Genomic DNA, 24,087 nt, shown 5'->3' with positions numbered 1-24,087 from the left:
GCGAATAACCCGCACACATCCTATTTAAAGGCGCGGGGCGGCGCCGGCACGTTTCGGAATCCCGTAAATTATACATGACTAAATGACCGGTACTATAGACGAGAAACATCTCCGGTCCTCTCCTTGTATTATTCCAAATTGGTATTAGCATATAGGCATAAAAGCCCCAAAGGAGATTAAAATGGCATCCTCAAACATAGTCGAAGTAGTAGATTCCGTGTTCGATAAGGAGGTAATGGAAAGCGAAGTCCCCGTCCTGGTCGACTTCTGGGCTCCCTGGTGCGGTCCCTGCAGGGCCCTTTCGCCTGTTATCGAGGAGATCTCCAATGACTACGAAGGCAGCGTTAAGGTGGGAAAGGTAAATGTGGACGAGAACCCACAGACGACCATGAAATTCCGCATAAGAAGCATTCCCACGCTGATAGTTTTTAAAGACGGAGAGGTCGCCGAGCAGATAGTCGGCGCCGTCCCGAAAAGTGAAATAGAAAAGGTATTGAACAAGACCCTGGACTGATACGTTCCGGGCACGGACACGAAAAATGGGCAAATACATCATGCTTAGCAACCTCACCGACGAGGGCAGAAGGACCATAAAGATGAGGCCCGAGAGGATAAACGAGGTTAACAGGGAGCTTGAAGAGATGGGCGCCAAGGTCGAAGCCCAGTACGCAGCGCTCGGTCCTTATGATTTCGTTAACATAGTGGAAGCCCCGGATAACGAAACAATCACGAAAATCGTAATAGAACTCGGTTCAAGGGGCACAATCCATATAGAAACCCTTGCCGCAATTCCCATAGGCGAATTCGAAGAAAAACTGATAAACGAATAAGCCCTTCACTTGCCCCAAGTATTAAATAAAAAGAAACTTTTTACCTATATATAAATCATTGTAAAAAAACTGGACCGCTCAGTTCCATTTTGGTGTATAGTCATAAAGTACATCAACGGACCGAAGGTTCGGTGATGGCAATACATATTTTATTTGGAGGTATCTGGCCGTGAAAAGATTAATCGTTCTGGGTTCTGTCCTGCTTTTTGTTTCCATGGGAATATTTTCTTTGGGGTGCTTTCACGACGAAGAAGATGAGGCGGAAGTAGATTGTGCGGAAACTTTCTGCATAGGAACACTTCTGGCTGAAGGCGAAGATTTTAACGCTCCTCTTATAGAAGCCGTGGGGCTTGCTAAAGACGACATTAACAAGGCAGGGGGAAATATAGAGATCATAAGCGGGAACTCTTTCCAGGCGGGAGCGGGTGAAGCTGTCGCGAGCGCAATGGAGCTTCTTGAAATGGGCGTACGCGGTATAGTGGGACCTTCATACTCCTCGGACTCTGTGGCGGTTCATCCTTTTCTAAGCGAAAATGAAATAGTCGCTATTTCACCCTCGGCCACTTCTCCTAGACTTACCGATATGAACAAAAGCGTCGTTGACTCTGGAGGTCAGCCTTTCTTCTTCAGAGTATCCCCTTCTGACCTCTTTCAGGGGCCGATACTGGCGAAGCAGGCTCGAGGCAACACGGTTATAGTGAATCGTGATGACGCATGGGGAGAAGCCCTTGCGGCAATTGTCGAAAAAGAGATAATGTCTGACGGCAGGCAGGTCGAGGTCGTTAGCTATAACTCTGAGCCATCTCCTCCAGCTGCCGATGTGGTCTCACGTGTCGAAGCGGCAGTGCAGCAAATCCCGGACGTAGAATCTATAGTGCTGCTTGTTTTTAGTGAGGGAGGGGAGATAATCAGAGGTCTGCTTGATTCTTCGGTGATTCCCGAGGGAATCGGGTATTACGTCGGGGACGGGCTCGTGTTCAGTACCAATCTTTTTCCGCATGTGGATGAGGAAAACGGTGAAATTGAAGGATTCAGGCAGGTAATTTCAACTCCACCTCCGGGCACAAGGCTTGAAGAATTCAAAGAACGGTTCAACTTTAGTGACTATACGGCACACGCCTACGATGCGGTGGTCATACTCCGCCTTGCGGCCTTAAGCGCCGGAAGCAACGACCCTTCCGTTTATGTTTCCAAAGTCCAGGAGGTCACGAGAGGTGGAACAAAGTGCCACAGTTACGCTACTTGCGCCGCGGCGCTTACCGACGAAACCACGATCAACGACGACATTGACTACGAGGGGCTTTCGGGTCCGATCGACCTTAACGAAAATGGAGATATAACGGACGGACTCTACGCGGTTGACACATACGACGCTCAGGGTGTAGCGCAAAGAATATATCTTGATTTTCAGGGCGAAGAAGCGAACACGAATTAACTCCCTCGGCAACAAGCCCGTATGTTCGCCACGGGCCTGGGAAGACAGTTTCAAGAGGTCGGTTGAAAGCGCCGGTTTCCAGAGGTTTTAAACCTTACCGGCGGCATTCGCCGACCTTCCCTCCCATGTACTTCCAGAAGAGCGCTCTTCGGTGTCGGAAACTTTATTTTTGATTGAAGAGCGTATAACCTTAACCAACCCGCGGGAATAACCGTTCACCCGGAAAAACGTACTATGAAAGCGGCCCGTCTTCACGGATTCAAAGACATATTCAACCCCGAAACGGAAAGACTGCGACTCGTAGAGAGCAGGACCAAAGAAGTGTTCGAACGCTTCGGTTTTTCCGAGATAATCATTCCGGTTCTGGAACTCTCCGGGGTCTACTCAACAGGTCTCGGCGACACTACCGACATCGTCCAGAAGGAGATGTACACGTTTGAGACCAAGGGCGGAGAGTGGGTTTCAATGAGGCCCGAGGGGACGGCGGGAGTCGTAAGGGCTTTTATCGAGCATTCCCTTCACAGGAAGTCGCCCGTGACGAAGCTTTACTACTCGGGGGAAATGTTCAGGCACGAGAAACCCCAGGAAGGAAGGCAGAGAAGCTTCAACCAGATAGGAGCCGAGCTTTTCGGTTCCAGTGACCCCCTTGCCGATTCAGAGATAATCGCAATGCTTTGGCTCGCGATCACGGAACTCGGGCTCTCAGATCACGTGGAACTTGAGCTTAACTCGATAGGAAAGCCTGCCGAGCGCGAGCGATACAAAGAAGCCCTTATCGGGTTTCTCTCCCCGAAGAAGGACTCCCTTTGCGAGAACTGCCAAAACAGACTAGGCACGAATCCCCTTCGGATACTCGACTGCAAAACCGGAACGTGCCGCGAGGTGACTTCCGAGATCCCCTTCTCGATCCGGGATTATCTCTCGGAGCAGAGCAGCGAGCACCTTGACGCTCTCATCTCCTCTCTCGAGGGAAAATCCATACCCTACAGACTCAACCCCAGAATAGTGAGAGGACTTGACTACTACACAGACACCGTCTTCGAGGTAACGACGGACAAGCTCGGTTCCCAGAACGCCGTGGCCGCCGGAGGAAGGTACGATCTTCTGGTGGAGCGGATGGGAGGACCGGAAACTCCCGCGGTGGGATTCGCTATTGGGCTTGAGAGGATACTCCTTCTGCTTGAAAAAACCGGGACGCGGAGGAATTCCCCCGGGAAAAAACAGCTCGTATGCATTATCCATATCGGCGATGAGGCCAGGGGTGAAGCGGCGAAAATAGCCGACGACCTGAGGAGAAAGGGTATACGGGTCGAGACCGAATACGAAAACAAAAGCCTGAAAAGCCAGATGAGAAAAGCGAACAGGACCGGGGCTGCGTACTCAGTAATTATCGGAGAGGACGAGCTTCGGAAAAAAGTCTTCTCGCTTCGCAACATGAGAACCGGAGAGGAAAAGACGCTTCCCATCGAAAAACTCGCCGACCTTGGAGGGCACGGCGATTTTCGGAAACTTCTCTGATTCGCCCGCGGCGGAGAAATCCCGTTTCCACACAGAGAGCCCATGCTTAGAAACAAAATTTTTTACGGATGGATCATAGTCTTAGCGGGACACCTGCTCATAACGCTTGACGGGATGGTTCTCTACTCGTTCGGGATATTTCTCCCTTACCTGAACGAAGCTTTCGGTCTCTCAAATACCGCCGGATCGTCATTTTTTTCCCTCAGATGCGTCTGCATGGCCTTCTCATTCGTGTTCGCGGGAAGGCTTATAGATACCCACGACGCGAGAGCCCTCACCTTTTTCGGAGGACTCATAGCGGCCTTCGGCTTTCTTCTCTCCGCTTATGCCGAAACCACATGGGAACTCTACCTGACCTACAGCGTAATGGTGGGAATAGGAGACGGGTTTCTCTACATACTGCCCGTCACCATTATCAGCAGGTGGTTTGTTAAGAAAAGGGCACTTGCCATAGGAATCGCCACGGCAGGGGTTCCGGTAAGCGGGCTGGTGGTAAACCCTCTTACTACCTGGCTTATAGAATCATTCGGTTACGAACGCGCCCTTGTTTATCTCTCCGTAATTTTTACCGCGATACTCTGTGCCGCATTCTTGGTGAAAAGCCATCCCGAGGACATGAACCTAAAAGCGTACGGAGAGAACTCGGAAGATGCAAAAAAACAGAAGGGGGCTTCTGACTGGAGTCCGAAGGAAGCGTTTTCACACTCAAGCTTCTGGCTTATGTACGCTGCCTTCTTCTTCGGGTTTAACACTTTTCTCATCATTGTCGTTAATCTTTTTAACTTCTCAGTAGGGGCAGGAATATCCCCTCTCGTCGCGGCAGGGGCACCCGCCTTCATAGGGGTTGGAAGCATTATCGGGCGGATTTTCTTCTCGGGAGTCGTGACCAACTTCCTAAGCGACGTGCGCATACTGTTTGTCTGCTATTTCTTCCAGGCAACCTCCATAATAATCATTCTGTCGGTCGCGGAGGTATGGTCGCTTTACCTGTTCGGCTTTCTGTTCGGCCTTTTCTACAGCGGGTGGGTGCCGATGTTTCCGACTATACTTGGAAAATTCTACGGTCTTAAGTCACTTGGAAGCATCTTCGGTATTTTTGGCACCGGATTCTCCCTCGCCGCGATCAGCGGCCCCCTTGTTTCCGGACTTCTCTTCGACATGACTCAGAGCTACCAGAACTCCCTTATTGTGGCAATGGCGGCGTCTTTTATAACGGCCTTCTTAGTACTGCTTATAAGGACTCCCGTAAAAAAAATTAACAAAACCGCCACTTAGTCTTCCGGTTTTGGTTATATTAGACACTGGGAGAAAGAAACGATGTTCGGACTCGGCACAGCTGAATTACTCATAATACTTTTCATCGCACTTGTGGTTCTGGGGCCCAAGGAGTTGCCCAAGGTCGCAAGAACCCTTGGCAGGGGGATAAGAGAGCTTCAAAGAGCCAAGGACGATATAAAAAAGAACATAGAATTTGAAGACGATATGGACGAAAAAACCAAGTTTCAGACACCCAAAAAGGACGAAAACGTCTGACTTGTCAAAAGCACTTTCTCTGATAATATTTACGCTAATCGCTTTTCCCTTGAGTCCTCTCTATGCCCAAGATAACCATCGACGGAATTGAACTTGATGTGGACGACGGAATAAACGTCATCCAGGCTGCCGCGGTGGCCGGGATAGAGATCCCTCATTTCTGCTATCACCCTTCGCTGAGCGTGGTCGCCCAGTGCAGGCAATGCCTTGTGGAAGTGGAAGGCGTTCCCAAGGTACTCCCCGCGTGCAACACGACCGTAAGAGACGGCCTAGTGGTCAAGACGGACACCGAAAAAGCTTTTGAGGCAAGAAAGGCGGCCGTTGAGTTCACTCTGATAAACCACCCGCTTGACTGTCCCATATGCGCCAAGGGAGGGGAATGTCCGCTCCAGATGACCACTTTCGATCACGGTCCCGGCTACAGCAGGGTCGGCGGTCCCGAGAACAAGAAGGTAAGGCAGAAAACCTACCTGAGCGACCGCATAATGTACGACGCCAACAGGTGCATCATGTGCACCAGATGCGTGCGCTTCACGGATGAGGTAACGAAAACCCACGAACTTGGGACCACCGGAAGAGGCTTTCGGAAGAAAATCTCCGTTTTCCCCGGGAAAACACTCGATAATGAACTTGCGGGAAACGTGATTGACATCTGCCCGGTCGGTGCCCTGCTCCCCAAAGATAACCTTCACGAAGAGAGGGTCTGGTACATGAAATTCACAGACTCCGTGTGTTCTCTCTGCAGTACCGGGTGCAACATTACCGTGGGCGTCGATCCGAGAAAAGGAGAAGTCTCCCGCATACGCCCGAGAATAAACGAGGAAGTTAACGGACACTGGATATGCGACAGGGGAAGATTCGACTACAAGAAGGTCCAAGAGTTGACCAGACTTAAGGACCCCATAATGAAAAGCGGTAAGGACTACGAGATAGCCTCCTGGGAAAACGCGATTAACAGCGTCGGTGCCAGACTCTCTGGAATAAAGTCAGGCGGCGCGGGCACCTGCGTGATTGCGGGATCAGCCAGGCTTACAAATGAGGAAATGTTTCTCGCGGCGAAGCTTTCGTCCACACTTGGAGACTGCCCGGTAATCTGCGCTGTGGGAACCGAGGAAATAGAGAAAAAATTCGACCTCGTAAGCAACGACCCGTATCCAAACAGCGCCGGGGCCAAGAATTTCATGACGCAGGCAAACGGAAACGATACGAAAACTACGATGGACTCGCTGCTTGCCGGCAGGATCAATACGCTGGTAGTCATCGAGACAGACCTGTTCGAGATGGTTTCAGGCCACGAGAAGTACGCTCTTTCCCGGGCTCTTGAGAAAATCAGCTTTCTTGCCATCATCGACTACAGACTCACCGAGACCGCGAGACACGCTCACGTAATACTTCCGGCGGCAAGCCCCTATGAAAAAAACGGGACTTTCACGAACGACGCCGGACGGGTTCAGAGAATAAGAAAGGCCATCCCTCCTCCCGGGAATGCTAAGTCCGCATGCGAAATACTGTGCATGATCGGAGAACGGCTCGATAAAGCCCTGTTCAGTTACGGCTCCGCGTCGGAAGTGATGGATGACATAAGCCTCAAGATCCCCGGATACGGGGGGATTAGCTACGACAGGATAGGCACCGTCGGAAAAGTTCTTGAGCACGGCGCGGGCAGATGACTCCACTTCTAATATCAATAGCGGTCGCAAAGATAGCGCTTGTTTTTTTCGTCGTCCTGACGGTTGTTGCCTATTTAACCTTCGCGGAAAGAAGGTTAAGCGCCTTCATACAGGACCGCTACGGACCGAACAGGGTTGGGCCCTCGGGGCTGCTCCAGCCTCTTGCAGACGGCATCAAGTTCATATTCAAAGAAGACATCATTCCCCCGAAAGCGAACAAGACCATGTACATAATGGCCCCGGCGTTCGCGCTCGTCACGGCCCTTGCGGCCCTCGCCGTGATTCCCATAGGAAAGGGGGTTCATACTGATCTCTTCGGATTTCTCCAAGATCCCGTATTCATAAGGTTCCAGATAGCCGATATAAACATCGGCCTTCTCTACGTGCTTGGAATAAGTTCGCTCAGCGTATACGGCGTGGTGCTCGGCGGGTGGGGTTCTAACAGCAAGTACTCGCTCCTGGGAGGTCTTCGGGCCGCAGCGCAGATGATAAGCTATGAACTCGCTCTGGGCCTGTCCATACTGGGGGTAATCGCCATAACGGGATCTCTTCGCCTCGGGGACATAATCGAAGCGCAGGAGAAGATGTGGTTCTTAATCCCGTCCTTTATAGGCTTTGTGGTTTTCGTAGTTTCCGCATTTGCCGAAACCAACAGGCTTCCATTTGATATGCCGGAAGCCGAGCCCGAGATAGTCGCCGGCTATCACACCGAATACAGCAGCATAAAATTTGCAATGTTCTTCATGGCTGAATATACTCATATGATAGTTGCTTCGTGCATGATAACTTGTTTATTTTTGGGTGGTTGGTATCCCTTACCGTTCGGAGGGTGGTTCGGCATTGATATCAACACACATTGGTATCTGCCGCCAGCTGTCTTTATCGGCAAAGTCCTTTTCTTACTCTTCCTGTTTATCTGGGTAAGATGGACTTTGCCAAGGTTCAGATATGATCAGGTAATGAGCCTCGGCTGGAAGAGGCTTTTCCCCCTAGCAGTAGCTAACCTGCTTCTCATAAGTTTTCTTATCGTTTCGGGAATTCTTTAGTCTAAAGCTCGTTCTTAAAAGTCCTCACACGAACTTAAGAGTCACACGGAAAGTTTTATAAATTATGGTGAAGTAAAGCGGTTCTGAGTGTTATTAAATATCCAGATTACTAACTCTAAGAGCGTTTAATTCAATAAACTCCTTTCTGGGTTCTACCTGATCGCCCATGAGTTTTGAGAATATCTCGTCCGCCTCAACAGCATCGTCAACCTGGACCTGTTTCAGCACCCTATTCTCGGGATTCATGGTAGTTGACCAAAGCTGCTCCGGGTTCATCTCTCCGAGACCTTTATACCTCTGTATAAACTGACCCTTCTTCCCTCTTTCCATGATGAACTCAACGAATCTCTCAATGCTTCCGATCTCTTTTTCTTCGCTATCATCAACTATATGGCAGGCAGAGTCCCAAAGCGGGCTAAGAGACTCCGCAAGCTTCCTAAGTTCCCTGAAATCGGGAGAAGCGAGGAAGTTAAAATCAATAAAGGAGGAACTTACCCTTCCGTTTTCCCTGAAATCGTATTCAATGCTGTTTGAATTATGCTCGGTGTCCTCTCCAAACTTCCAGTCAAGATCGACTATGTCGGGATAGTTCTCCCCAAGCCACTCCCTTATTGCGACAAGATGAGTGTCCAGGGAGGTTTCATTGCCGTGCTTGAGGTTGGTTTTGCCGAAATCGGTTCTTCTGGCAAAAGCGTCAACTATCCCCCTGTTTCTCCCCCACCTGCTCATGCGGTCAAGAAGTTTTCCGTACCTGATGGCTTTCTGCACGAGATCGAAAAGCTTTTGTCCCTTAATCTGCCTTGCGTGGCCGTTTGTGCCTCCGGAAGCGATTTCAAGGCCTTCGACTCCAAGCTTAACGAGAAACTCCTCGTATTCCTGATCGTCCTTGAGGTAAGTTTCCTTCCTTCCCTTTCTCACGAGATAGAGAGGAGGCTGGGCGACATAGAGATATCCCTTTTCTATTACTTCCCTGAAATAGCGGTAAAACAGCGTGAGAAGAAGGGTTCTTATGTGCGATCCGTCGACGTCCGCGTCGGTCATCAGTATTATCTTGTGATAGCGTATCTTCGATATGTCGAAGTCGCCTTCCTCTTCCCCTATTCCGGTGCCCAAAACGGTGATCGTGGTACGGATTTCCTCGTTGGCGAGCATCTTGTCAAGCCTGGCCTTCTCAACGTTCAGGATTTTTCCCTTAAGAGGCAAAATGGCCTGATTGTGCCTGTCCCTCGCCTGTTTTGCGGATCCGCCCGCCGACTCTCCCTCGACTATGTAGAGTTCGCTTTTCTCTGGATCGCGCTCTTGGCAGTCAGCCAGCTTTCCGGGAAGCGCACCGGATTCAAGAGCACTTTTTCTCCTGGTAAGCTCCTTTGCTTTTCTCGCGGCATTCCTCGCCCTTGCGGCTTCTATCGTTTTTTCCACGATTCGTCTGGCCACAGTGGGATTTTCTTCAAAGAACACCCGAAGCTTATCGTTCAGCAAGGACTCGACGATACCCCTTACGGAAGTATTCCCAAGCTTCGTTTTGGTCTGGCCTTCAAATTTGGGATCCGGGATCTTTACGCTCACGACGGCCACCAGACCCTCTCTCACATCTTCTCCGGCAATCGCCATCTTGAGGTTCTTAAGAAGGTTCTTCTCCTCGGCGTACCTGTTTATGGTTCTCGTTAAGGAAGTGCGAAAGCCCGAGAGGTGGGTTCCCCCCTCAATGTTGTTTATGTTGTTCGCGTAGCAGAATATGGTTTCCCTATAAGTGTCGTTGTACTGCAGGGCGACTTCGACCACGGTCGAGTCCCTCTCGCCAGAGACGTAGATCACCTCGGGATGAAGCGCTTTTCTGTTCTGGTTAAGCTCCTCAACGAAAGCGACGATCCCCCCTTCGTAGAAAAACTCCTGGGACCTGTCCGCTCTCTCGTCGTTAAGGGTGATACGAAGGCCCTTGTTAAGGAAGGCAAGCTCCCTTATCCTGTGGGCGAGGATGTCGTAATTGAACTCGCTAACCTCGAATATCCCGGAATCGGGCTTGAAATGTATCTTTGTTCCGCTTTTTTTCGTTTTTCCGGTCTTTTTAAGGTCTTTTACCGCTTCTCCCTTCTCATACTCCTGATACCAGACATCCCCTTCCCTCTTTATCTCTATCGAGAGGCTCTCCGATAGGGCGTTTACCACCGTGACGCCCACGCCGTGGAGCCCTCCTGAAACCTGATAGACCTTGCTGTCGAATTTTCCTCCGGCATGAAGCATGGTCATCACGACCTCAACGGCTGGTTTTCCCGTCTCCTCGTGGACATCAACCGGAATCCCTCTTCCGTCGTCTTCAACCGTAATGCTCTCATCTACGTGCACGGTGACGGAGATATTGTCGCAGAAGCCCGCAAGGGATTCGTCCACGCTGTTATCGAGAACCTCGAACACGAGGTGGTGGAATCCCCGGGAATTGGTATCCCCTATGTACATGTCAGGGCGTTTTCGTACGGCTTCAAGGCCCGGAAGAACCTTTATCTGCTCGGCGGTGTAATCATCACCGGAACCGTTATCCTGCCGCAATTCACCCATTATTTCGGATTCTTGAGACTCGCTCAAAACAAGTACCTCCCGGTCAGAGATAATGTGTCTATTATAATACCTGAAAAAAAGAAAAAAGTCCGTAATATCCGGCAGTTTAAGTAAAAATCAGAATTTTCTGAGGAGGAATCAGTCTAAGCGGCCTCCCGAAGACAAAATTACTTCGCGGAACCTTATCCCTGGGAAATTTTCGGATGCGTGATTCCGGTCTGTTTCTGGTATTTTCCCTTCTTGTCCGCATAGGAGATCTGGCATTCCTCATCACCCTCAAAAAAGAGCACCTGGGCGATTCCCTCGTTTGAATATATCTTCGCGGGAATGGGGGTTGTATTTGAGATCTCAAGCGTCACGTATCCCTCCCACTCGGGTTCAAATGGGGTGACGTTAACGATTATCCCGCACCTTGCGTAAGTGGATTTACCGACGCACACGGTAACTGTGCTTCTGGGTATCCTGAAATACTCAACGGTCTTTGCAAGCGCAAAGGAGTTTGGTGGAATTATGCAGTAATCGTTCTCTATCTCCACAAAGGAATTGGGATCAAAATTCTTAGGGTCAACGACGGCACTGTGCAGGTTGGTAAACACCTTGAACTCATTGCTTACCCTGATATCGTAGCCGTAAGAGGAAAGGCCGTACGATATGACGCCCTTGCTTACCTGCCCTTCAACAAAAGGGTCTATCATCTTGTGCTCAAGCGCCATTTTCCTTATCCAGTGATCAGGTTTGATTCCCATTGGTGTTCTCCTTTCTGTTTTCTCGAATCTTGTTTAATATCTGATTCGTATTACCCTCATATATAAAGATATTTTTAAAACTCGGAAAAGCTGTCTAATCCGGTGGTTTTCATGCACTAAAATGAAGCGATCCATAAAAAACGGTGCCTCACACATGACTGGGGCCCTGCAAAAAAATTATACGAACTGCCTCAAAAACCTTACATCGTTTTCAAAGAAAAGCCTTATGTCGTTTATTCCGTACTTAAGCATGGCGATTCTCTCAACCCCCATGCCGAAGGCAAAACCCGAGTAGATGTCAGTGTTGTAGTTAACGCTTGAGAAAACCGCGGGATCGACCATTCCACATCCCATTATTTCAAGCCATCCTGTACCCTTGCATACCCTGCATCCGTTGCCGGAACATATCTGACACTCTATGTCCACCTCGGCGCTAGGCTCGGTGAAGGGAAAGAAACTCGGGCGGAACCTTACGTTCGTATCATCGCCGAAAGTGAGTTTCACGAACTGAATGATGACGGATTTCAGGTTTCCGAAAGTTATCCCCTTGTCAACGAGAAGACCCTCTATCTGGTGGAACATAGGGGTGTGGGAAACGTCGCTGTCGCACCGGTAAACCTTTCCGGGAGCTATTATCTTCACGGGAGGCTGCTGGGTCTGCATGATCCGTATCTGCACCGGCGAGGTGTGGGTTCTTAAGACCATGTCATCAGTTATGTAGAAAGTGTCCTGCATATCCCTTGCAGGGTGGTTTTTCGGTATGTTAAGCGCCTCGAAATTGTAGTAGTCAAGCTCGACCTCGGGACCCTCGGCGACTTCGAATCCCATCCTCTCAAAATCATAGACGATGCGCTCCATCACCTGAGTTATGGGATGCTTGGCTCCAACCGGCATTCCACGCCCTGGGAGAGTGAAGTCGGTTGCCTCCTCAAGGAGCTTTTCATCCATCGCTCTGCGCTTTATCTCGTCGGATTTTCTCTCGATCAGCTCCTCGACTTCCTTTTTGGTTCCGTTTATGAGAATGCCCGCCTGGCGACGCTCGGAAGCGGGAAGGTCCTTCATGGATTTTAGGAGCTGCGTGAGGGACCCCTTCTTCCCAACGTAGCTTGCCTTAACCCTGACGAGATCGGCCTCTGTAGAGACCCCCTCAAGGTCAGAATCTATCTGGTTTCTTATCTGCTCAAGCGCTTCTTGCATGATGTGAACGAGTTATCTATTTTAAGAAACAAAACGGGAAATATTTAACCGTTATGAGAGCGATTATCAAAGCGCGGAACCAGCTTTCGACGGGGCCATCCGCCAAAGCGCGGCTTCTATCCGGCAGCCTTTCTTTTTCTCCAGTAGACCACGAAGGCACTCGCCACGAAAATCGACGAGTAGGTTCCTATAACGACCCCAACCATAAGGGTAAAGGCGAAATCGTGTATTACCGAGCCGCCGAGGAAAAAGAGCGGAAGGAGCACTATGAATACCGTTATAGCCGTGAGCAACGTACGCGAGAGCGTCTGGCTTATTCCATCGTTAACAAGTTCCCTGAAGCCCTTTTCGGGGAAATTCCCCATGTTCTCCCTTATCCTGTCAAATATGACGATTGTGTCGTTAACCGAATAACCTATCACGGTCAGAAGCGCAGCTACGATCGCAAGGGTGAACTCCTTGTCCGCGATCGATATGGCCCCAACGGTTATAAGGGTATCGTGAAGAAGGGCGATAACTGCTCCCACGGCAAAACCGAATTCAAACCTGAACACCAAGTAGGCGAGTATGCCGACGCACGCAATCAGTATGGATAAAAGGGCCTTGGTTATGAGCTCCTTACCCACCCTGGGGCCTATGTAGTCTATTCTCTGGATGGAGGCTCCCTCAAAATTTTCTGACGTGGCGAAGAGGTCTTCCAGCTTTTTCTGAAAATCCCCTATCTGGTCAAAAGTCGCAAGTTCCGGCGCAAACTGTATCAGGTGCTCGTTGTCGCCCGGAAGGCCGAAGCGCTGAACCGATTCTGAGGGAAAGCCGTTCTCGGCAAGCGCACCTTTGAGAACTTCGGTCTCAAGGCTCTTTGCGAGCTTTATATGTATCTCCGTCCCGCCGGTGAACTCTACTCCCCAGTTAGGGCCCTGGTGATACAGAAGGGAGGCGATGGAGATAACCACAAGTGCGATGGAAATACGCATCGCGCCCCCCATCTTATCCACAAAATCGTAACTCAGTTTTCCTATAATCCGCACTCGCGTACCCTCAGATACTTACTTCCGTTAGATTCTTGTCTCTGTAAAGCATGTTCGTAAAGACTCTCGCCACAATCAGGTTGCTGAAAACGGTCGACACTATTCCGATTGAAAGCGTTGCCGCAAAACCTTTTACGGGGCCGGTGCCCAGCCAGAAGAGTATAAGCGCCGTAAGAAGCGTCGTGACGTTCGCATCAAGTATGGTCCAGACGGATCTCGCGTATCCCGTTTCAATCGAGTGAACCGCGGTTTTGCCGGCCATGAGTTCCTCTTTTATCCTCTCGAATATGATGATGTTTCCGTCGACCGCCATGCCGAGCGTCAAAACGAGTCCCGCTATGCCGGGAAGCGTAAGCGTAACGCCGAAGGCGGAGAGAAAACCCATTATGAAAAGTATGTTGAGCACAAGCGCGGCGTTCGCTACAACACCCTGCATCCTGTAGAAAAAGACCATGAACACTAGAACAAGTATGCCGCCGACGATCATGGAGAATCTCCCCTTCTCTATCGAGTCCTGCCCCAGGGAAGGACCTACGGTCCTTTCCTGCTCGACCCTCACGGGAACCGGAAGGGAACCTGACCTCAGGATAAGCGCGAGGTCTTTTGCCTCCTCCGTGGTGAAAGTGCCGGTTATCGTGCCCTGATAGGTTATCTTGTCCTGGATTGTGGGAGCTGACTTTATCACGCCGTCAAGAACTATCGCCAGACGTTCGCCGATGTTAGCCTCGGTAAGCTTTCCGAACTTGCTCGCGCCCTCCCCCCTGAACGTGAATCCGACCGCCGGGTTTCCGTAATTGTCAAACGTTATCCGGGCATCCGAGATATACTCCCCCGTCACGCTCGCAAGCCTGTCGGTCAGGAAAAACTTTTCGTTCTCGTTCCCGGTGTCTCCCTCGTGGATGGCAAGGCCTTTTTCCGCAAGCTGCCTCTTGGTCCCGGCTTCAGCAGCAGCAAGCAGGTTCTCCTGCGACACCCCGGCCGCCCTTACGATCTTGAATTCCAAAACAGCCGTCTTTTTGATCAGGTTAACTATTCTCTGCCTGTCTTTTTTGGAAGCGCCCGGCACCTGCACCAGGATCCTGTCTTCGCCTGATTTCTGTATGCTCGGCTCGACGAGGCCGAAATCCTTAACGCGGTTCTCTATTATGTGGCGGACCCTCTCTATTGAATTTCGCTCAAGCTCATCCACGTAGGACGGCTTTATCGAGAGCCTAACCAGAAAGCCGTCGGAACTTATATTCGCCACCTTTTCAAACTCGTCGCGTGCAACCTCAAGCGCCTTGTCCATATCCGCGCCTGGGAAAAGGCCGATCGTGAGGGTTCCGTCCGAAACAGAGGAGTTCTTAACGAGAATCCTGTTCTCTCTGAATTTCGATACTAGGGCTTCCTCAACTATGAGCATTTCCTGCTCCACGCCCTCTTCGGTCTCTACTCCGAGAAGAAGAAATATCCCTCCCTCAAGATCAAGCCCGAGGCTTATCCCCTTGCTTGAGAAAACCTTTCCCCACCACGAGGGAAGCTTGTCGCCCATGAAGGTAGGCGTAAGGAGTATTACGCAGAGAAATGAGAAAAGAACGATAACGCTAATCCAAAGACGGGACACGCCTTTCATTTAATCAGCTGCCCCCTTTGGATTTGCCTTCAGCGGCCCCGGAATCGGTCTTCTCCGAGATCCCGGAGCGGACCATTTTTATGTTGATGCCTTTAGCTATCTCGACCGTGAGCTCGTCCCCGTCGACGTTTATCACCCTGCCGTATATGCCACCGGTGGTAACAATGCTGTCGCCTCTTTTTACCTCGGCGAGCATTTTCTTGCGCTCACGGCTCTGGCGCTGCTGGGGTCTTATTATAAGAAAGTAGAAAAGGGCGAATATTAAAACGAACGGGAGTATGGCCGAGAACGGAGTTCCCCCCGTTCCTCCCTGCCCGGTCCCGGGAGGCATGCATGATAAAAGAAAAAGGGCTGTAGTAGCGGCAAAAGCTAGTTTTTTCAATTACTGTTCCTCCTCAGCGTCGCTGAGTTCCGAGCACAACTGCCTGAAGGTGCCGGTTTTTATCGATTCTCTTATTCTTCTCATCAGTTCGGAGTAATAATAGAGGTTATGAAGGGTCAGCAGCTGAAGAGAGAGAATCTCCCCGGCCATGAATATATGCCTCAGATACGACCTTGAAAAATTTTCGCACGTGTAGCAGCCGCAATCCTCATCAAGAGCCGAGCTGTCGTACGCGTAACGGGAGTTTTTTATAACCACTTTTCCTCGGCTTGTAAAGAGAGTGCCGTTGCGGGCGTTCCGGGTCGGGATCACGCAGTCGAAAAGATCGACTCCGAGAGCTACCGCCCTTACTATGTCGCTCGGATTGCCGATGCCCATGAGGTAGCGGAGCCTGTCCTCGGGCAGAAGCCCGGCGCAGAGTTCGGTGATCTCGAAAGTCGCCCCGGTTGACTCGCCGATCCCCAGCCCGCCTATTGAGTAGCCGTCAAACCCTATGTCCACAAGCTCTCCCACAGAGCGCGCCCGAAGGTCCTCGTACACCCCTCCCTGCACGATGCCGAAAAGGGCCCTGGAGGGATCCCGCCGCGCCTGCTTGCAGAGCCCCGCCCAGCGCGTCGTAAGGGAAACCGACTTCTCCATGTACTCGTAGGGGGAATCGTGGGGCGGACATTCGTCAAAACACATCATCACGTCAGATCCCAGATCCTCCTGAACAGCCACAGAGACCTCGGGGGAGAAGAAATGCTCGCTTCCGTCTATGTGGGAGCGGAAGGAGACCCCGTCTTCCGTTATTTTTCTGCTTTTCGCGAGGCTCAGGACCTGATAGCCGCCGCTGTCGGTAACAATCGCGCCGTCCCACGACATGTAGCGGTGAAGTCCGCCGAGGGAGCTTATTATGTCAGTGCCGGGCCTAAGGTAGAGATGGTAGGCGTTTGCGATAAGAACCCTGAAACCGAGACGGCGAAGATCAAGGGGAGTTATGGCCTTGCCCGCTCCCTGGGTCGCTACGGGCATGAAAGCCGGAGTCTCAACCGTTTCGTGGGAAGTATGGATTTCTCCCAGCCTGGCGGAACCGCCCTTTTCCTTTTCGATAAGCTTGAACTGGTACATGGTGGATAAACGCGGCGGGATCAGAATCCGAGCACGTCCCTCATAGCGTAGATCCCCGGAGGTTTTCCCGGAATCCACTTCGCCGCGCGAATCGCGCCTGCGGAGAAGTTCTCCCTTGTGGTCGCCCTGTGGGTAAGCTCCACTCTCTCTCCGTCGCCGAGGAACATGACGGTGTGATCCCCGACTACGTCTCCTCCCCGAAGCGTCTGGATGCCTATTTCCCCTTTCCCTCTTGCCCCTATGCGCCCGTGCCTTTCGTATTTCGCCACGTCTTTGAGTTCTGATCCGAGACCGGCGGCGATCGCTTCCCCGAGCGCGATTGCCGTTCCGCTGGGAGAATCGGCTTTCCCCCTGTGATGGGCCTCAAAAATCTCGGCGTCGTAGCTCTCTCCCAGATGAGAGGCCACCTGTCTCGATATCTCGAAAAGAACGTTTATCCCGACGCTCATGTTGGGAGAGAAAACACAGGGTATCCGCCGAAGCAGCCCAAGAAGTTCTTCTCTCTGCCCGGGCTCAAAGCCTGTTGTCCCTATGACCATCGATTTTCCGTTCCGGACCGAATATTCAGCATGGGCAAGAGTCGCTTCGGGAACGGTAAAGTCAATTATGACGTCTGCTTCCCGGGCCGCTTCCTCGATACTGTCGCTCACGCTTACTCCAGATCCCGCGCCCGCGACAAGATCCCCGAGATCCCGGCCAACCGAAACGTGTCCCGTCGCCTCAGTGGCTCCCACAAGCTCAATATCCCCGTCTGAACCCGCGAGCGAAGCCACACTCATTCCCATACGCCCGCACACCCCCACTACCGCAACTTTTATCACCTTAGCCTCCTCCGTCTCCGCCCTGCGGTCCGTAACTGCAGTTCTCAATGCACTCGTCCTTCATTATCTTCCATTCTTTTTCGGGTATGGAAAGATCGTAGCGGTTTGTGTATCTGGCCCTCTGACGCTTGTCTTCGCCCGGCTCCCTGTAGTCGACCTCCACTTCTGCAACCACTATGGCGGTGTCCTTGAAAAGCTGGGTCGCCAGGACCCTGTAGTCAACTATCCTGATGTCGTAGCGCTCGTAAAGAAGCTCGAACCTGCTCACGTAACCCTCGCGGTCGGAACTGAATATATGGATCTTGTCGTAAGCGGATTTAAAGTCCCGCTCCTTAAGCGCCTCGAGAAAAGATTTCACGACGCTGGTGGCGGAAACCTTCGGCTGCGGCCTTCTTGCGTCTTGACTCCGCACGGGAATGGCGCAGGAAGCAAAAAGAAGCAGCAATGGCAGAACGAAAAGATAAGTTTTTCTCATGGAGCGGGAACTGGAGATCCTGTGAATAAACTAAGAAGTTAAACGAGAAAAATGGCGCAGGCAAGTTTCGGCGACATGCGCAGCGGTTTTCTCTGCACACCCGGCGGCGGTTGCGAAGCGGAACCCGTTGCGGGTATCCTGCTTGGGAAAAAAGAAAACGGATACAGGAAAAAGAGAAAACTATCATGAAAAGCATGACAGGTTTCGCGGAATCATCCGTAAGCACGGAGATCGGAAAGATCATGGTGGACATGCGGTCGGAGAACCACAGGTTCCTTGACGTCAAGGCCAGCGTTCCCGAATCGTTACTCCACATGGAAACCACCATTGAAGACAGGCTGAAGAACTCGATTCAGAGGGGGAAACTCCGCCTCAGGCTTTCCGTGCAGACAAACAGAAAGGAAAGACAGCAGTTATCCGAAAAGGTTCTCCGGGAAAATCACAGTTCCCTCAAAAGAATCAATTCCGCCCTGGGGCTCAAAACGGAGATAGGAATTGAGCACCTGCTCATGATGGAGAACTCCTTTGAAAGCCACGCCGGACCAGAGGTCTCAAGGGAGACGGAAGCCAGAATCAAGGAAGCGGTCGCAAAAACTCTCGTAAAGTTCAACAAAAGCCGGGAAATCGAGGGGCAGAAACTTGAAAAATCCATACTCGGGCGTCTGGAGGTCATAAGAAAAACTGTTGACGGCATAAAGAAAAAAAGAAAGGAATTCATAAAGAAATCCGACAAAAAGACTAAGGAGAAAATCGAGAAAATCTTCTCCTCAAAGCACAAGAACGACCCTATTCTCTCCCAGGAAGCCGCAGCAATAATCACGGAGAAAAGCGAAATTGACGAGGAAATCGTAAGGCTTGAGGCTCATATCTCAAAGTTCAGGAAAACCGCCAGGAAAAAGGGGGCCGTAGGGAAGGAGCTTGACTTTCTAGTCCAAGAAATGAACAGGGAGGCGGGAACGATATCGGCGAAATGCAAGGACGCGGGAATCTCGCACCTTACAATAGGCGTACGCCTTGAACTCGAGAAAATACGGGAACAGATTCAGAATATAGAATAGAGTTCCACCGGGTCCCGAGACTCATGCCCGGATACCCTTTTATTTCTCATACAACTTTAACCACCGGTCGGGTTTTCGTCGTCCGCAGTGCCTGACACGCTAGCTTCGTCTGGAAATAAGCGACGGAAGTATCTCCTCTTTTTCTTATCGCCTCTCGACGGGCCCTGCTCTCGGCTTCAGCGCATCTCTTGCACCGGCTTGAGAGACCAACCGACCTGCAGCAGTCCGAATAGAATTCCGACACGGGAAGTTTTCGCCAACACCAAGAACAAACGTGATAACCGCTGTCTCTACGAGGATACTTGGGCCTCTTTCGCCGGTTTCTTTCTTTAGGCCACCTGTTGTCACGCAACGACGGCGCTTCGGGATTCACGTTGACCTGCTTCCCGTCAACATATCTGTTTATCGGTTTCTCAAGCCCCATGATCCACTTTCTTTCCTCCCGGTCGGCAACCTCCTGCTTTCGGTGGCGAGAGAGGACTTCAACAGTCGGCTTCATTATCAGAAGATTTCGGTGCAGAATCGAATTGCATGGGTTCGACCGCCGATGCTGCGCGAGTCGGGAGGAAACCGGCTGTCTTGTCTGCCCAACGTAAGCCGACCCGTCAGGAAAGCTGATTTTATATATCTGTATCATTCCGCCCGTTCTAGGCGGTGGCTTGGCCATGAACGGGCATTGTAACAATTTATAAGTAGTTTTAGTATGATACGAAACGGTAAGCCCTAGAAGAAGCAGTGCGTCCTTCACAGAAAACCGCTTATAAGGCCCTCCCCCGAACTAGGCAACAATGTTCTGAGGACTGTCGCTGAGCACCCTTTTAAAAAAGACGTTTCAGGACTGCAGGATATCCTTCGTCATCTTTGCAGACCCGGAGCAGGGAACTTTGAAAAAACGGATCGGGCATGTTATAGTTCCCCCCTCATTTGAAAAACAATGAAACCCAACAGAGAGAACCGGGAAAATAAGCATTCTTGTAAATAAAGACTCAAAAGTCCTCGTGCAGGGAATAACGGGAAGCGCCGGGCTTTTCCACGCGACCCAGTGCCGCGAGTACGGAACCAACGTCGTTGGCGGCGTCACTCCGGGAAAAGGCGGAAGCAGCGTCGAGGGATTCCCGGTTTTCGACACCATGTCTGAAGCGGTGCGGGAAACCGGAGCGGACGTGTCCCTTGTGTTCGTTCCTGCAGCGTTTGCGATGGACTCGATGCTCGAGGCCCTCGATTCAGGCGTGGAGCTTGTAATCTGCATAACCGAGGGAATACCCACCCTGGACGTTGTAAGGGTAAAGGAGTACATGAGGGGTTCTGACTCTAGGCTCGTTGGACCCAACTGCCCGGGCGTGATAACCCCCGGGGAGGCCAAGGTGGGAATAATGCCTGGGTACATCCACAAACCCGGAAGAGTGGGAATAATCTCAAGAAGCGGAACACTTACCTACGAGGCCGTATGGCAGCTTACCAACCTCGACATAGGACAATCGACATGCATCGGCATAGGCGGCGACCCGGTGATCGGAACTACGTTTATCGACGCGCTTTCGCTCTATGAGAACGATCCGGACACAGACGCGGTGGTAATGATAGGGGAAATCGGTGGGTCTGATGAAGAAGAGGCGGCCGAATACATAAGCCAGAACTTCACGAAGCCCATAGCCGCGTTCATCGCGGGAGCCACGGCGCCCAAAGGGAAAAGAATGGGCCACGCGGGAGCCATTATCTCAGGGAGTTCGGGAAGCGCCGAGGACAAGTTCCGTGCCCTCGAGCGCGCCGGAGTCACCACCTGCAAAAGCCCGGCCGAGATGGGAGAAGCGCTAAAAAGCGTAATCTCGTAAAGCCGCGAGACTCAACTGCCACTCCGAATCCTGCTTCTCACACGGGTAATCCTTAAATTGGTTATTATCTTGCCCGTATGGAACTAAGACTTTTCGAGCTCGAGATCTTCAACAACCTTCTCGGAACAATTGCCGAGGAGATGGGTTCTGTTCTCGTAAGGGCGGGATTCTCTCCCAACATAAAGGAAAGAAGGGATCTTTCCTGCGCCATATTCAACTCAGACGGAGAAATGATCGCCCAGGCGGCCCATATCCCCATACACCTGGGATCAATGTCGTTTGCCGCAAGGTCGGTAGCGACGGAGAACCTCTCCCCGGGAGATGTCTTCATACTTAACGACCCTTTCCGCGGCGGAACGCATCTTCCCGACGTAACGTGCGTAGCACCCGTGTTCGTTCATGGGAAGCCCGAGTTTCTGCTTGCCTCGCGGGCCCACCACGCTGACATAGGGGGCGATACCCCGGGGTCCATGCCGCTTTCAACGACAATCCACGAAGAGGGAATCATCATACCCCCGACGAGGATACGGGAAGAAGGAATACTGAAAGAAACCCTGCTCCAGGAGATAATCCTCTCGACCAGGGATCATGAGGAAAGAGAAGGGGATCTTCGGGCGCAGATAGCCTCGCTTGATACCGGGGAGAAAAGGATGCGGGAGCTTCTCGAAAAATATTCTCTTTCGAAAATAAACCAGGCCGCTTCCGGGCTTCTTGACTACGGGGAGAGGCTCGTTAGAAACGCCATAGAGAAAATACCGGACGGCGATTACGTCTTTACCGACTACCTTGAAGACGACGGGGCGGGAACGAGCAATATACCGATACAGGTAAAGATAGAAATAAGCGGGGACGCGGCGGTGGTGGACTTAAGAGGAAGTTCGAAGAAGGTAAAAGGATGCCTCAACGCCCCCCTGAGCGTAACCACCTCCGCGGTTTTGTACTGTTTTCAGTGTCTCTCGGGCGAAGACACGCCTCTTAACTCGGGAACCCTGAGGCCTATTGAGATCAGAGTCGATGAGGACTCGATTCTTAACGCCAGGTACCCGAGCGCGGTCGTCGGCGGAAACGTAGAGACGTCCCAGAGAATAGTGGACGTGGTGTTCGGAGCGCTGGCGGAGGCAATACCCGAAACAATACAGGCGGCAAGCGCGGGAACAATGAGCAACCTCGCGTTCGGCTCGCCGCAGGACACGCCCTCCAATGCCTCCTACGCATACTACGAAACCATAGCCGGCGGAATGGGAGGACGGTCGGGCGCAGACGGGGCGAACGCAGTGCACACGCACATGACAAACACGCTTAACACCCCCGTTGAGGCAATCGAGAGAGAGCTTCCCGTAATGGTGGAATCATATTCCGTGAGAAAGGGGTCAGGAGGCGCCGGCAGGTTCCCGGGCGGGGCCGGAATCATAAGACAGTACAGGTTCCTCGAGGACTCTCATGTCTCCCTCATAACCGAGAGAAGGGAGAAGCGGCCCTGGGGGGCCCGAGGCGGAGAAGACGGGAAAAGCGGGCGGAACACGCTTGTGTCGGGTGGGGAAGAGAAAAGGCTGCCCGCAAAATGCTCCGTTTCGGTAAAGGCCGGAGAAGCTGTAAGAATCGAGACTCCGGGAGGAGGAGGATGGGGAGTGTCCGTCCCGGCTAATTTTTTCACCATTGACGCTCACCAGGACATAGCCTTTCACATGCGCCACTACAAAAGGGATTTCGAGAATCCCGAGATTCCCTGCATGATAACCCTGCCTGGACTCAGACAGAGCGGGACTAGGGTTGTTTTCAACACCGTTTTCATACACCCGAAGCACAAACCCGCGGGTTCCGTTACAGAAGCCATGGCCCAGCTTGACCTCTACGACAAGATATACAGTGAATACTCAGAAAGCGTTTTTCAGATAAGAAACAAAGGAGACATAGACAAACTGCGGGAAGGCAGAAAAATCGGGTTTTTCACTCTAATGGAAGGAGCTGACCCAGTATTGAACCCGGAGCATCTTCTCGAATACCAAAAAAGGGGCGTCCGGGCTCTCGGTCTTTCCTGGAACAACAGAAACATCTACGCTTCCGGGCCCGAAAGCAGCGAAGGACTCTCCGAGCAGGGAAAGGAGCTTCTGCGGCAGATGAACGCCCTGGGCATCACGCTTGATCTCTCCCACCTTAACGAACGCTGTTTCTGGGAAAGCGTGGAACTAACCGATCTCATACCCGTTGCGACCCACTCTAATTCAAGAGCGCTTGTCGATCATCCAAGAAACCTGCGTGACGAGCAGCTTCGCGCCATCTCCGAGAGGGGCGGGGTAATCGGGGTTGTTTTCTACGGGAAATTCCTAAGGAAAGGAGAAGGCTGCGCCACCCTCGAAGACATATACGCCCACATAGACCACATTATAGGCGTCTGCGGCGAGGATCACGTGGGAGTGGGAACCGACATGGACGGAGCGCCGATAAATGATTTCCCTGAGGAAATGAGACATATATCCGAACTCCCGGCACTCCCCGAATATCTCCTCGGCAAGGGATATCCGAGGGCGGTTGTGGAAAAAATAATGGGGGAAAACTTCCTTCGGATAATAAAAACGAATCTTGAAAAGGTACCGGACGACATTGAGTAACGCGTCGCCGCCCTGCCTCCGTTTTACCCCTACCTACCACGTCTTTCCGCTGACACAGGCAAACTTACTGAACTAGAAAAATTCCTTGATTCGTTTCTCTGCCAGAGACTTGTATTTCAAACAACTTTGTCAACAGCGCGAAAGTCGCTTTGCTGCTATGATCCCTGGCGGCGATGTAAAACCACTGACCGTTATGTCTAGCAACGACCGAAGCACAATCTCCATCAGTCCGGGGACCTGAACAAATCATCTGAGGCTGCGTATCGCTTGATATTACTTCGAATCGCTGTCCAGCGGGGCTGCAGTCCCAGCCATCTCGCTTTTCGCCCTCTTTATCGCAACTTTCGCCGTCGTTGATCTTTGAGATTTTGACTATTTCCCTGTCCCTAGGTGGCACTTTTACGTTCTGCGACAAATAGTGCATTATTCCGAACAATGAGCGGGTTCTCACTTTTATTTCGGAATCGGCCCTAGTTTCAGAGTCGACCAGTATTAAAATTCCTTCTCTATCCTCAATCTTCAAAAGATCCGTCAACTTTTTCCACTGCGGGTCATCATTGTTTTTGCATAAGCAATCGTTATTATCCAAAAAGCAGGCCATTAATTTTCTCTGTGATTCTTCTTCCTTGGTT

At 51.5% G+C, this 24,087-nt stretch carries 21 protein-coding genes; 11 read left to right on the top strand and 10 right to left on the bottom strand.

Annotated features, from left to right (window positions below):
• Nucleotides 1–181 precede the first annotated feature (181 nt).
• The 8 genes from trxA (at nucleotide 182) to nuoH (ending at nucleotide 8,032) form a co-directional block, all read left to right on the top strand.
• Nucleotides 182–514, top strand: a complete 333-nt coding sequence (gene trxA / locus F4Z13_00210) for a thioredoxin (protein MXZ47668.1) — start codon at nucleotides 182–184, stop codon at nucleotides 512–514.
• A gap of 25 nt (nucleotides 515–539) precedes the next feature.
• The gene (locus F4Z13_00205) at nucleotides 540–830 is read left to right on the top strand and encodes a GYD domain-containing protein (GenBank protein ID MXZ47667.1); all 291 of its coding nucleotides are present in this window, start codon (nucleotides 540–542) and stop codon (nucleotides 828–830) included.
• 169 nt (nucleotides 831–999) lie between these two features.
• A complete protein-coding gene (locus F4Z13_00200) occupies nucleotides 1,000–2,265 on the top strand; it encodes an ABC transporter substrate-binding protein (protein MXZ47666.1) in 1,266 nt (421 codons plus the stop codon).
• Between the two features lie 234 nt (nucleotides 2,266–2,499).
• Nucleotides 2,500–3,783: a histidine--tRNA ligase gene (locus F4Z13_00195; GenBank protein MXZ47665.1), complete on the top strand. Its 1,284-nt coding sequence runs from the start codon at nucleotides 2,500–2,502 to the stop codon at nucleotides 3,781–3,783.
• A 42-nt stretch (nucleotides 3,784–3,825) separates the two neighbouring features.
• Nucleotides 3,826–5,058, top strand: a complete 1,233-nt coding sequence (locus tag F4Z13_00190) for an OFA family MFS transporter (protein ID MXZ47664.1) — start codon at nucleotides 3,826–3,828, stop codon at nucleotides 5,056–5,058.
• Nucleotides 5,059–5,100: 42 nt separating this feature from the next.
• Nucleotides 5,101–5,316, top strand: a complete 216-nt coding sequence (locus F4Z13_00185) for a twin-arginine translocase TatA/TatE family subunit (protein MXZ47663.1) — start codon at nucleotides 5,101–5,103, stop codon at nucleotides 5,314–5,316.
• Nucleotides 5,317–5,378: 62 nt separating this feature from the next.
• Complete coding sequence (locus F4Z13_00180; GenBank protein MXZ47662.1) at nucleotides 5,379–6,986, top strand: molybdopterin-dependent oxidoreductase; 1,608 nt, start codon at nucleotides 5,379–5,381, stop codon at nucleotides 6,984–6,986.
• Nucleotides 6,983–8,032, top strand: a complete 1,050-nt coding sequence (gene nuoH, locus F4Z13_00175; protein MXZ47661.1) for an NADH-quinone oxidoreductase subunit NuoH — start codon at nucleotides 6,983–6,985, stop codon at nucleotides 8,030–8,032. The genes F4Z13_00180 and nuoH overlap by 4 nt, the downstream gene beginning before the upstream one ends.
• A gap of 93 nt (nucleotides 8,033–8,125) precedes the next feature.
• Here nuoH and gyrB read toward each other — a convergent pair whose 3' ends face one another.
• From gyrB to F4Z13_00130, 9 genes are all read right to left on the bottom strand, one after another.
• The gene (gene gyrB / locus F4Z13_00170; protein ID MXZ47660.1) at nucleotides 8,126–10,585 is read right to left on the bottom strand and encodes a DNA topoisomerase (ATP-hydrolyzing) subunit B; all 2,460 of its coding nucleotides are present in this window, start codon (nucleotides 10,583–10,585) and stop codon (nucleotides 8,126–8,128) included.
• Between the two features lie 182 nt (nucleotides 10,586–10,767).
• The gene (locus tag F4Z13_00165; GenBank protein ID MXZ47659.1) at nucleotides 10,768–11,331 is read right to left on the bottom strand and encodes a dCTP deaminase; all 564 of its coding nucleotides are present in this window, start codon (nucleotides 11,329–11,331) and stop codon (nucleotides 10,768–10,770) included.
• Between the two features lie 177 nt (nucleotides 11,332–11,508).
• On the bottom strand, nucleotides 11,509–12,528 hold the full coding sequence (gene pheS / locus F4Z13_00160) for a phenylalanine--tRNA ligase subunit alpha (GenBank protein MXZ47658.1): 1,020 nt from the start codon (nucleotides 12,526–12,528) through the stop codon (nucleotides 11,509–11,511).
• 116 nt (nucleotides 12,529–12,644) lie between these two features.
• Nucleotides 12,645–13,556, bottom strand: a complete 912-nt coding sequence (gene secF, locus F4Z13_00155; GenBank protein ID MXZ47657.1) for a protein translocase subunit SecF — start codon at nucleotides 13,554–13,556, stop codon at nucleotides 12,645–12,647.
• A gap of 10 nt (nucleotides 13,557–13,566) precedes the next feature.
• Nucleotides 13,567–15,168, bottom strand: coding sequence for a protein translocase subunit SecD (gene secD / locus F4Z13_00150; protein ID MXZ47656.1), 1,602 nt, complete (start codon nucleotides 15,166–15,168; stop codon nucleotides 13,567–13,569).
• A 4-nt stretch (nucleotides 15,169–15,172) separates the two neighbouring features.
• Nucleotides 15,173–15,499, bottom strand: coding sequence for a preprotein translocase subunit YajC (gene yajC / locus F4Z13_00145; protein MXZ47655.1), 327 nt, complete (start codon nucleotides 15,497–15,499; stop codon nucleotides 15,173–15,175).
• Between the two features lie 51 nt (nucleotides 15,500–15,550).
• Entirely contained in the window at nucleotides 15,551–16,660 is a 1,110-nt protein-coding gene (tgt, locus tag F4Z13_00140) for a tRNA guanosine(34) transglycosylase Tgt (protein MXZ47654.1), read from the bottom strand.
• Between the two features lie 20 nt (nucleotides 16,661–16,680).
• Nucleotides 16,681–17,481 carry a 4-hydroxy-tetrahydrodipicolinate reductase gene (locus F4Z13_00135; GenBank protein ID MXZ47653.1) on the bottom strand — a complete coding sequence of 267 codons (801 nt, stop codon included), beginning with the start codon at nucleotides 17,479–17,481 and terminating at the stop codon, nucleotides 16,681–16,683.
• A 1-nt stretch (nucleotide 17,482) separates the two neighbouring features.
• Nucleotides 17,483–17,956, bottom strand: a complete 474-nt coding sequence (locus F4Z13_00130) for a nuclear transport factor 2 family protein (protein ID MXZ47652.1) — start codon at nucleotides 17,954–17,956, stop codon at nucleotides 17,483–17,485.
• A gap of 185 nt (nucleotides 17,957–18,141) precedes the next feature.
• On the opposite strand from F4Z13_00130, the gene F4Z13_00125 reads away from it, so the two are divergent.
• A complete protein-coding gene (locus tag F4Z13_00125) occupies nucleotides 18,142–19,014 on the top strand; it encodes a YicC family protein (GenBank protein ID MXZ47651.1) in 873 nt (290 codons plus the stop codon).
• A 46-nt stretch (nucleotides 19,015–19,060) separates the two neighbouring features.
• On the opposite strand, the gene F4Z13_00120 is transcribed toward F4Z13_00125, so the two are convergent.
• Nucleotides 19,061–19,513, bottom strand: a complete 453-nt coding sequence (locus F4Z13_00120) for a hypothetical protein (protein ID MXZ47650.1) — start codon at nucleotides 19,511–19,513, stop codon at nucleotides 19,061–19,063.
• A gap of 463 nt (nucleotides 19,514–19,976) precedes the next feature.
• On the opposite strand from F4Z13_00120, the gene sucD reads away from it, so the two are divergent.
• Both sucD and F4Z13_00110 read left to right on the top strand, forming a co-directional pair.
• Complete coding sequence (gene sucD, locus F4Z13_00115) at nucleotides 19,977–20,846, top strand: succinate--CoA ligase subunit alpha (GenBank protein MXZ47649.1); 870 nt, start codon at nucleotides 19,977–19,979, stop codon at nucleotides 20,844–20,846.
• 77 nt (nucleotides 20,847–20,923) lie between these two features.
• Nucleotides 20,924–23,455: a hypothetical protein gene (locus tag F4Z13_00110; protein MXZ47648.1), complete on the top strand. Its 2,532-nt coding sequence runs from the start codon at nucleotides 20,924–20,926 to the stop codon at nucleotides 23,453–23,455.
• Nucleotides 23,456–24,087: the final 632 nt, after the last annotated feature.

This window comes from Candidatus Dadabacteria bacterium (assembly GCA_009837205.1).
In the GTDB taxonomy this organism is placed as follows: domain Bacteria; phylum Desulfobacterota_D; class UBA1144; order Nemesobacterales; family Nemesobacteraceae; genus Nemesobacter.
This window is presented reverse-complemented; position numbering and strand designations above follow the sequence as displayed.

What these genes read in the sequence shown, in the direction of transcription:
- F4Z13_00190 (MXZ47664.1), top strand. Translation starts at nt 3,826, where the DNA reads ATGCTTAGAAACAAAATTTTTTACGGATGGATCATAGTCTTAGCGGGA.
- F4Z13_00125 (MXZ47651.1), top strand. Translation starts at nt 18,142, where the DNA reads ATGAAAAGCATGACAGGTTTCGCGGAATCATCCGTAAGCACGGAGATC.
- secD (MXZ47656.1), bottom strand. Translation starts at nt 15,168, where the DNA reads ATGAAAGGCGTGTCCCGTCTTTGGATTAGCGTTATCGTTCTTTTCTCA.
- F4Z13_00130 (MXZ47652.1), bottom strand. Translation starts at nt 17,956, where the DNA reads ATGAGAAAAACTTATCTTTTCGTTCTGCCATTGCTGCTTCTTTTTGCT.
- nuoH (MXZ47661.1), top strand. Translation starts at nt 6,983, where the DNA reads ATGACTCCACTTCTAATATCAATAGCGGTCGCAAAGATAGCGCTTGTT.
- F4Z13_00110 (MXZ47648.1), top strand. Translation starts at nt 20,924, where the DNA reads ATGGAACTAAGACTTTTCGAGCTCGAGATCTTCAACAACCTTCTCGGA.
- pheS (MXZ47658.1), bottom strand. Translation starts at nt 12,528, where the DNA reads ATGCAAGAAGCGCTTGAGCAGATAAGAAACCAGATAGATTCTGACCTT.
- tgt (MXZ47654.1), bottom strand. Translation starts at nt 16,660, where the DNA reads ATGTACCAGTTCAAGCTTATCGAAAAGGAAAAGGGCGGTTCCGCCAGG.
- F4Z13_00180 (MXZ47662.1), top strand. Translation starts at nt 5,379, where the DNA reads ATGCCCAAGATAACCATCGACGGAATTGAACTTGATGTGGACGACGGA.
- F4Z13_00120 (MXZ47650.1), bottom strand. Translation starts at nt 19,513, where the DNA reads ATGAAGCCGACTGTTGAAGTCCTCTCTCGCCACCGAAAGCAGGAGGTT.
- F4Z13_00185 (MXZ47663.1), top strand. Translation starts at nt 5,101, where the DNA reads ATGTTCGGACTCGGCACAGCTGAATTACTCATAATACTTTTCATCGCA.
- F4Z13_00165 (MXZ47659.1), bottom strand. Translation starts at nt 11,331, where the DNA reads ATGGGAATCAAACCTGATCACTGGATAAGGAAAATGGCGCTTGAGCAC.
- F4Z13_00205 (MXZ47667.1), top strand. Translation starts at nt 540, where the DNA reads ATGGGCAAATACATCATGCTTAGCAACCTCACCGACGAGGGCAGAAGG.
- gyrB (MXZ47660.1), bottom strand. Translation starts at nt 10,585, where the DNA reads ATGGGTGAATTGCGGCAGGATAACGGTTCCGGTGATGATTACACCGCC.
- yajC (MXZ47655.1), bottom strand. Translation starts at nt 15,499, where the DNA reads ATGCCTCCCGGGACCGGGCAGGGAGGAACGGGGGGAACTCCGTTCTCG.
- F4Z13_00195 (MXZ47665.1), top strand. Translation starts at nt 2,500, where the DNA reads ATGAAAGCGGCCCGTCTTCACGGATTCAAAGACATATTCAACCCCGAA.
- trxA (MXZ47668.1), top strand. Translation starts at nt 182, where the DNA reads ATGGCATCCTCAAACATAGTCGAAGTAGTAGATTCCGTGTTCGATAAG.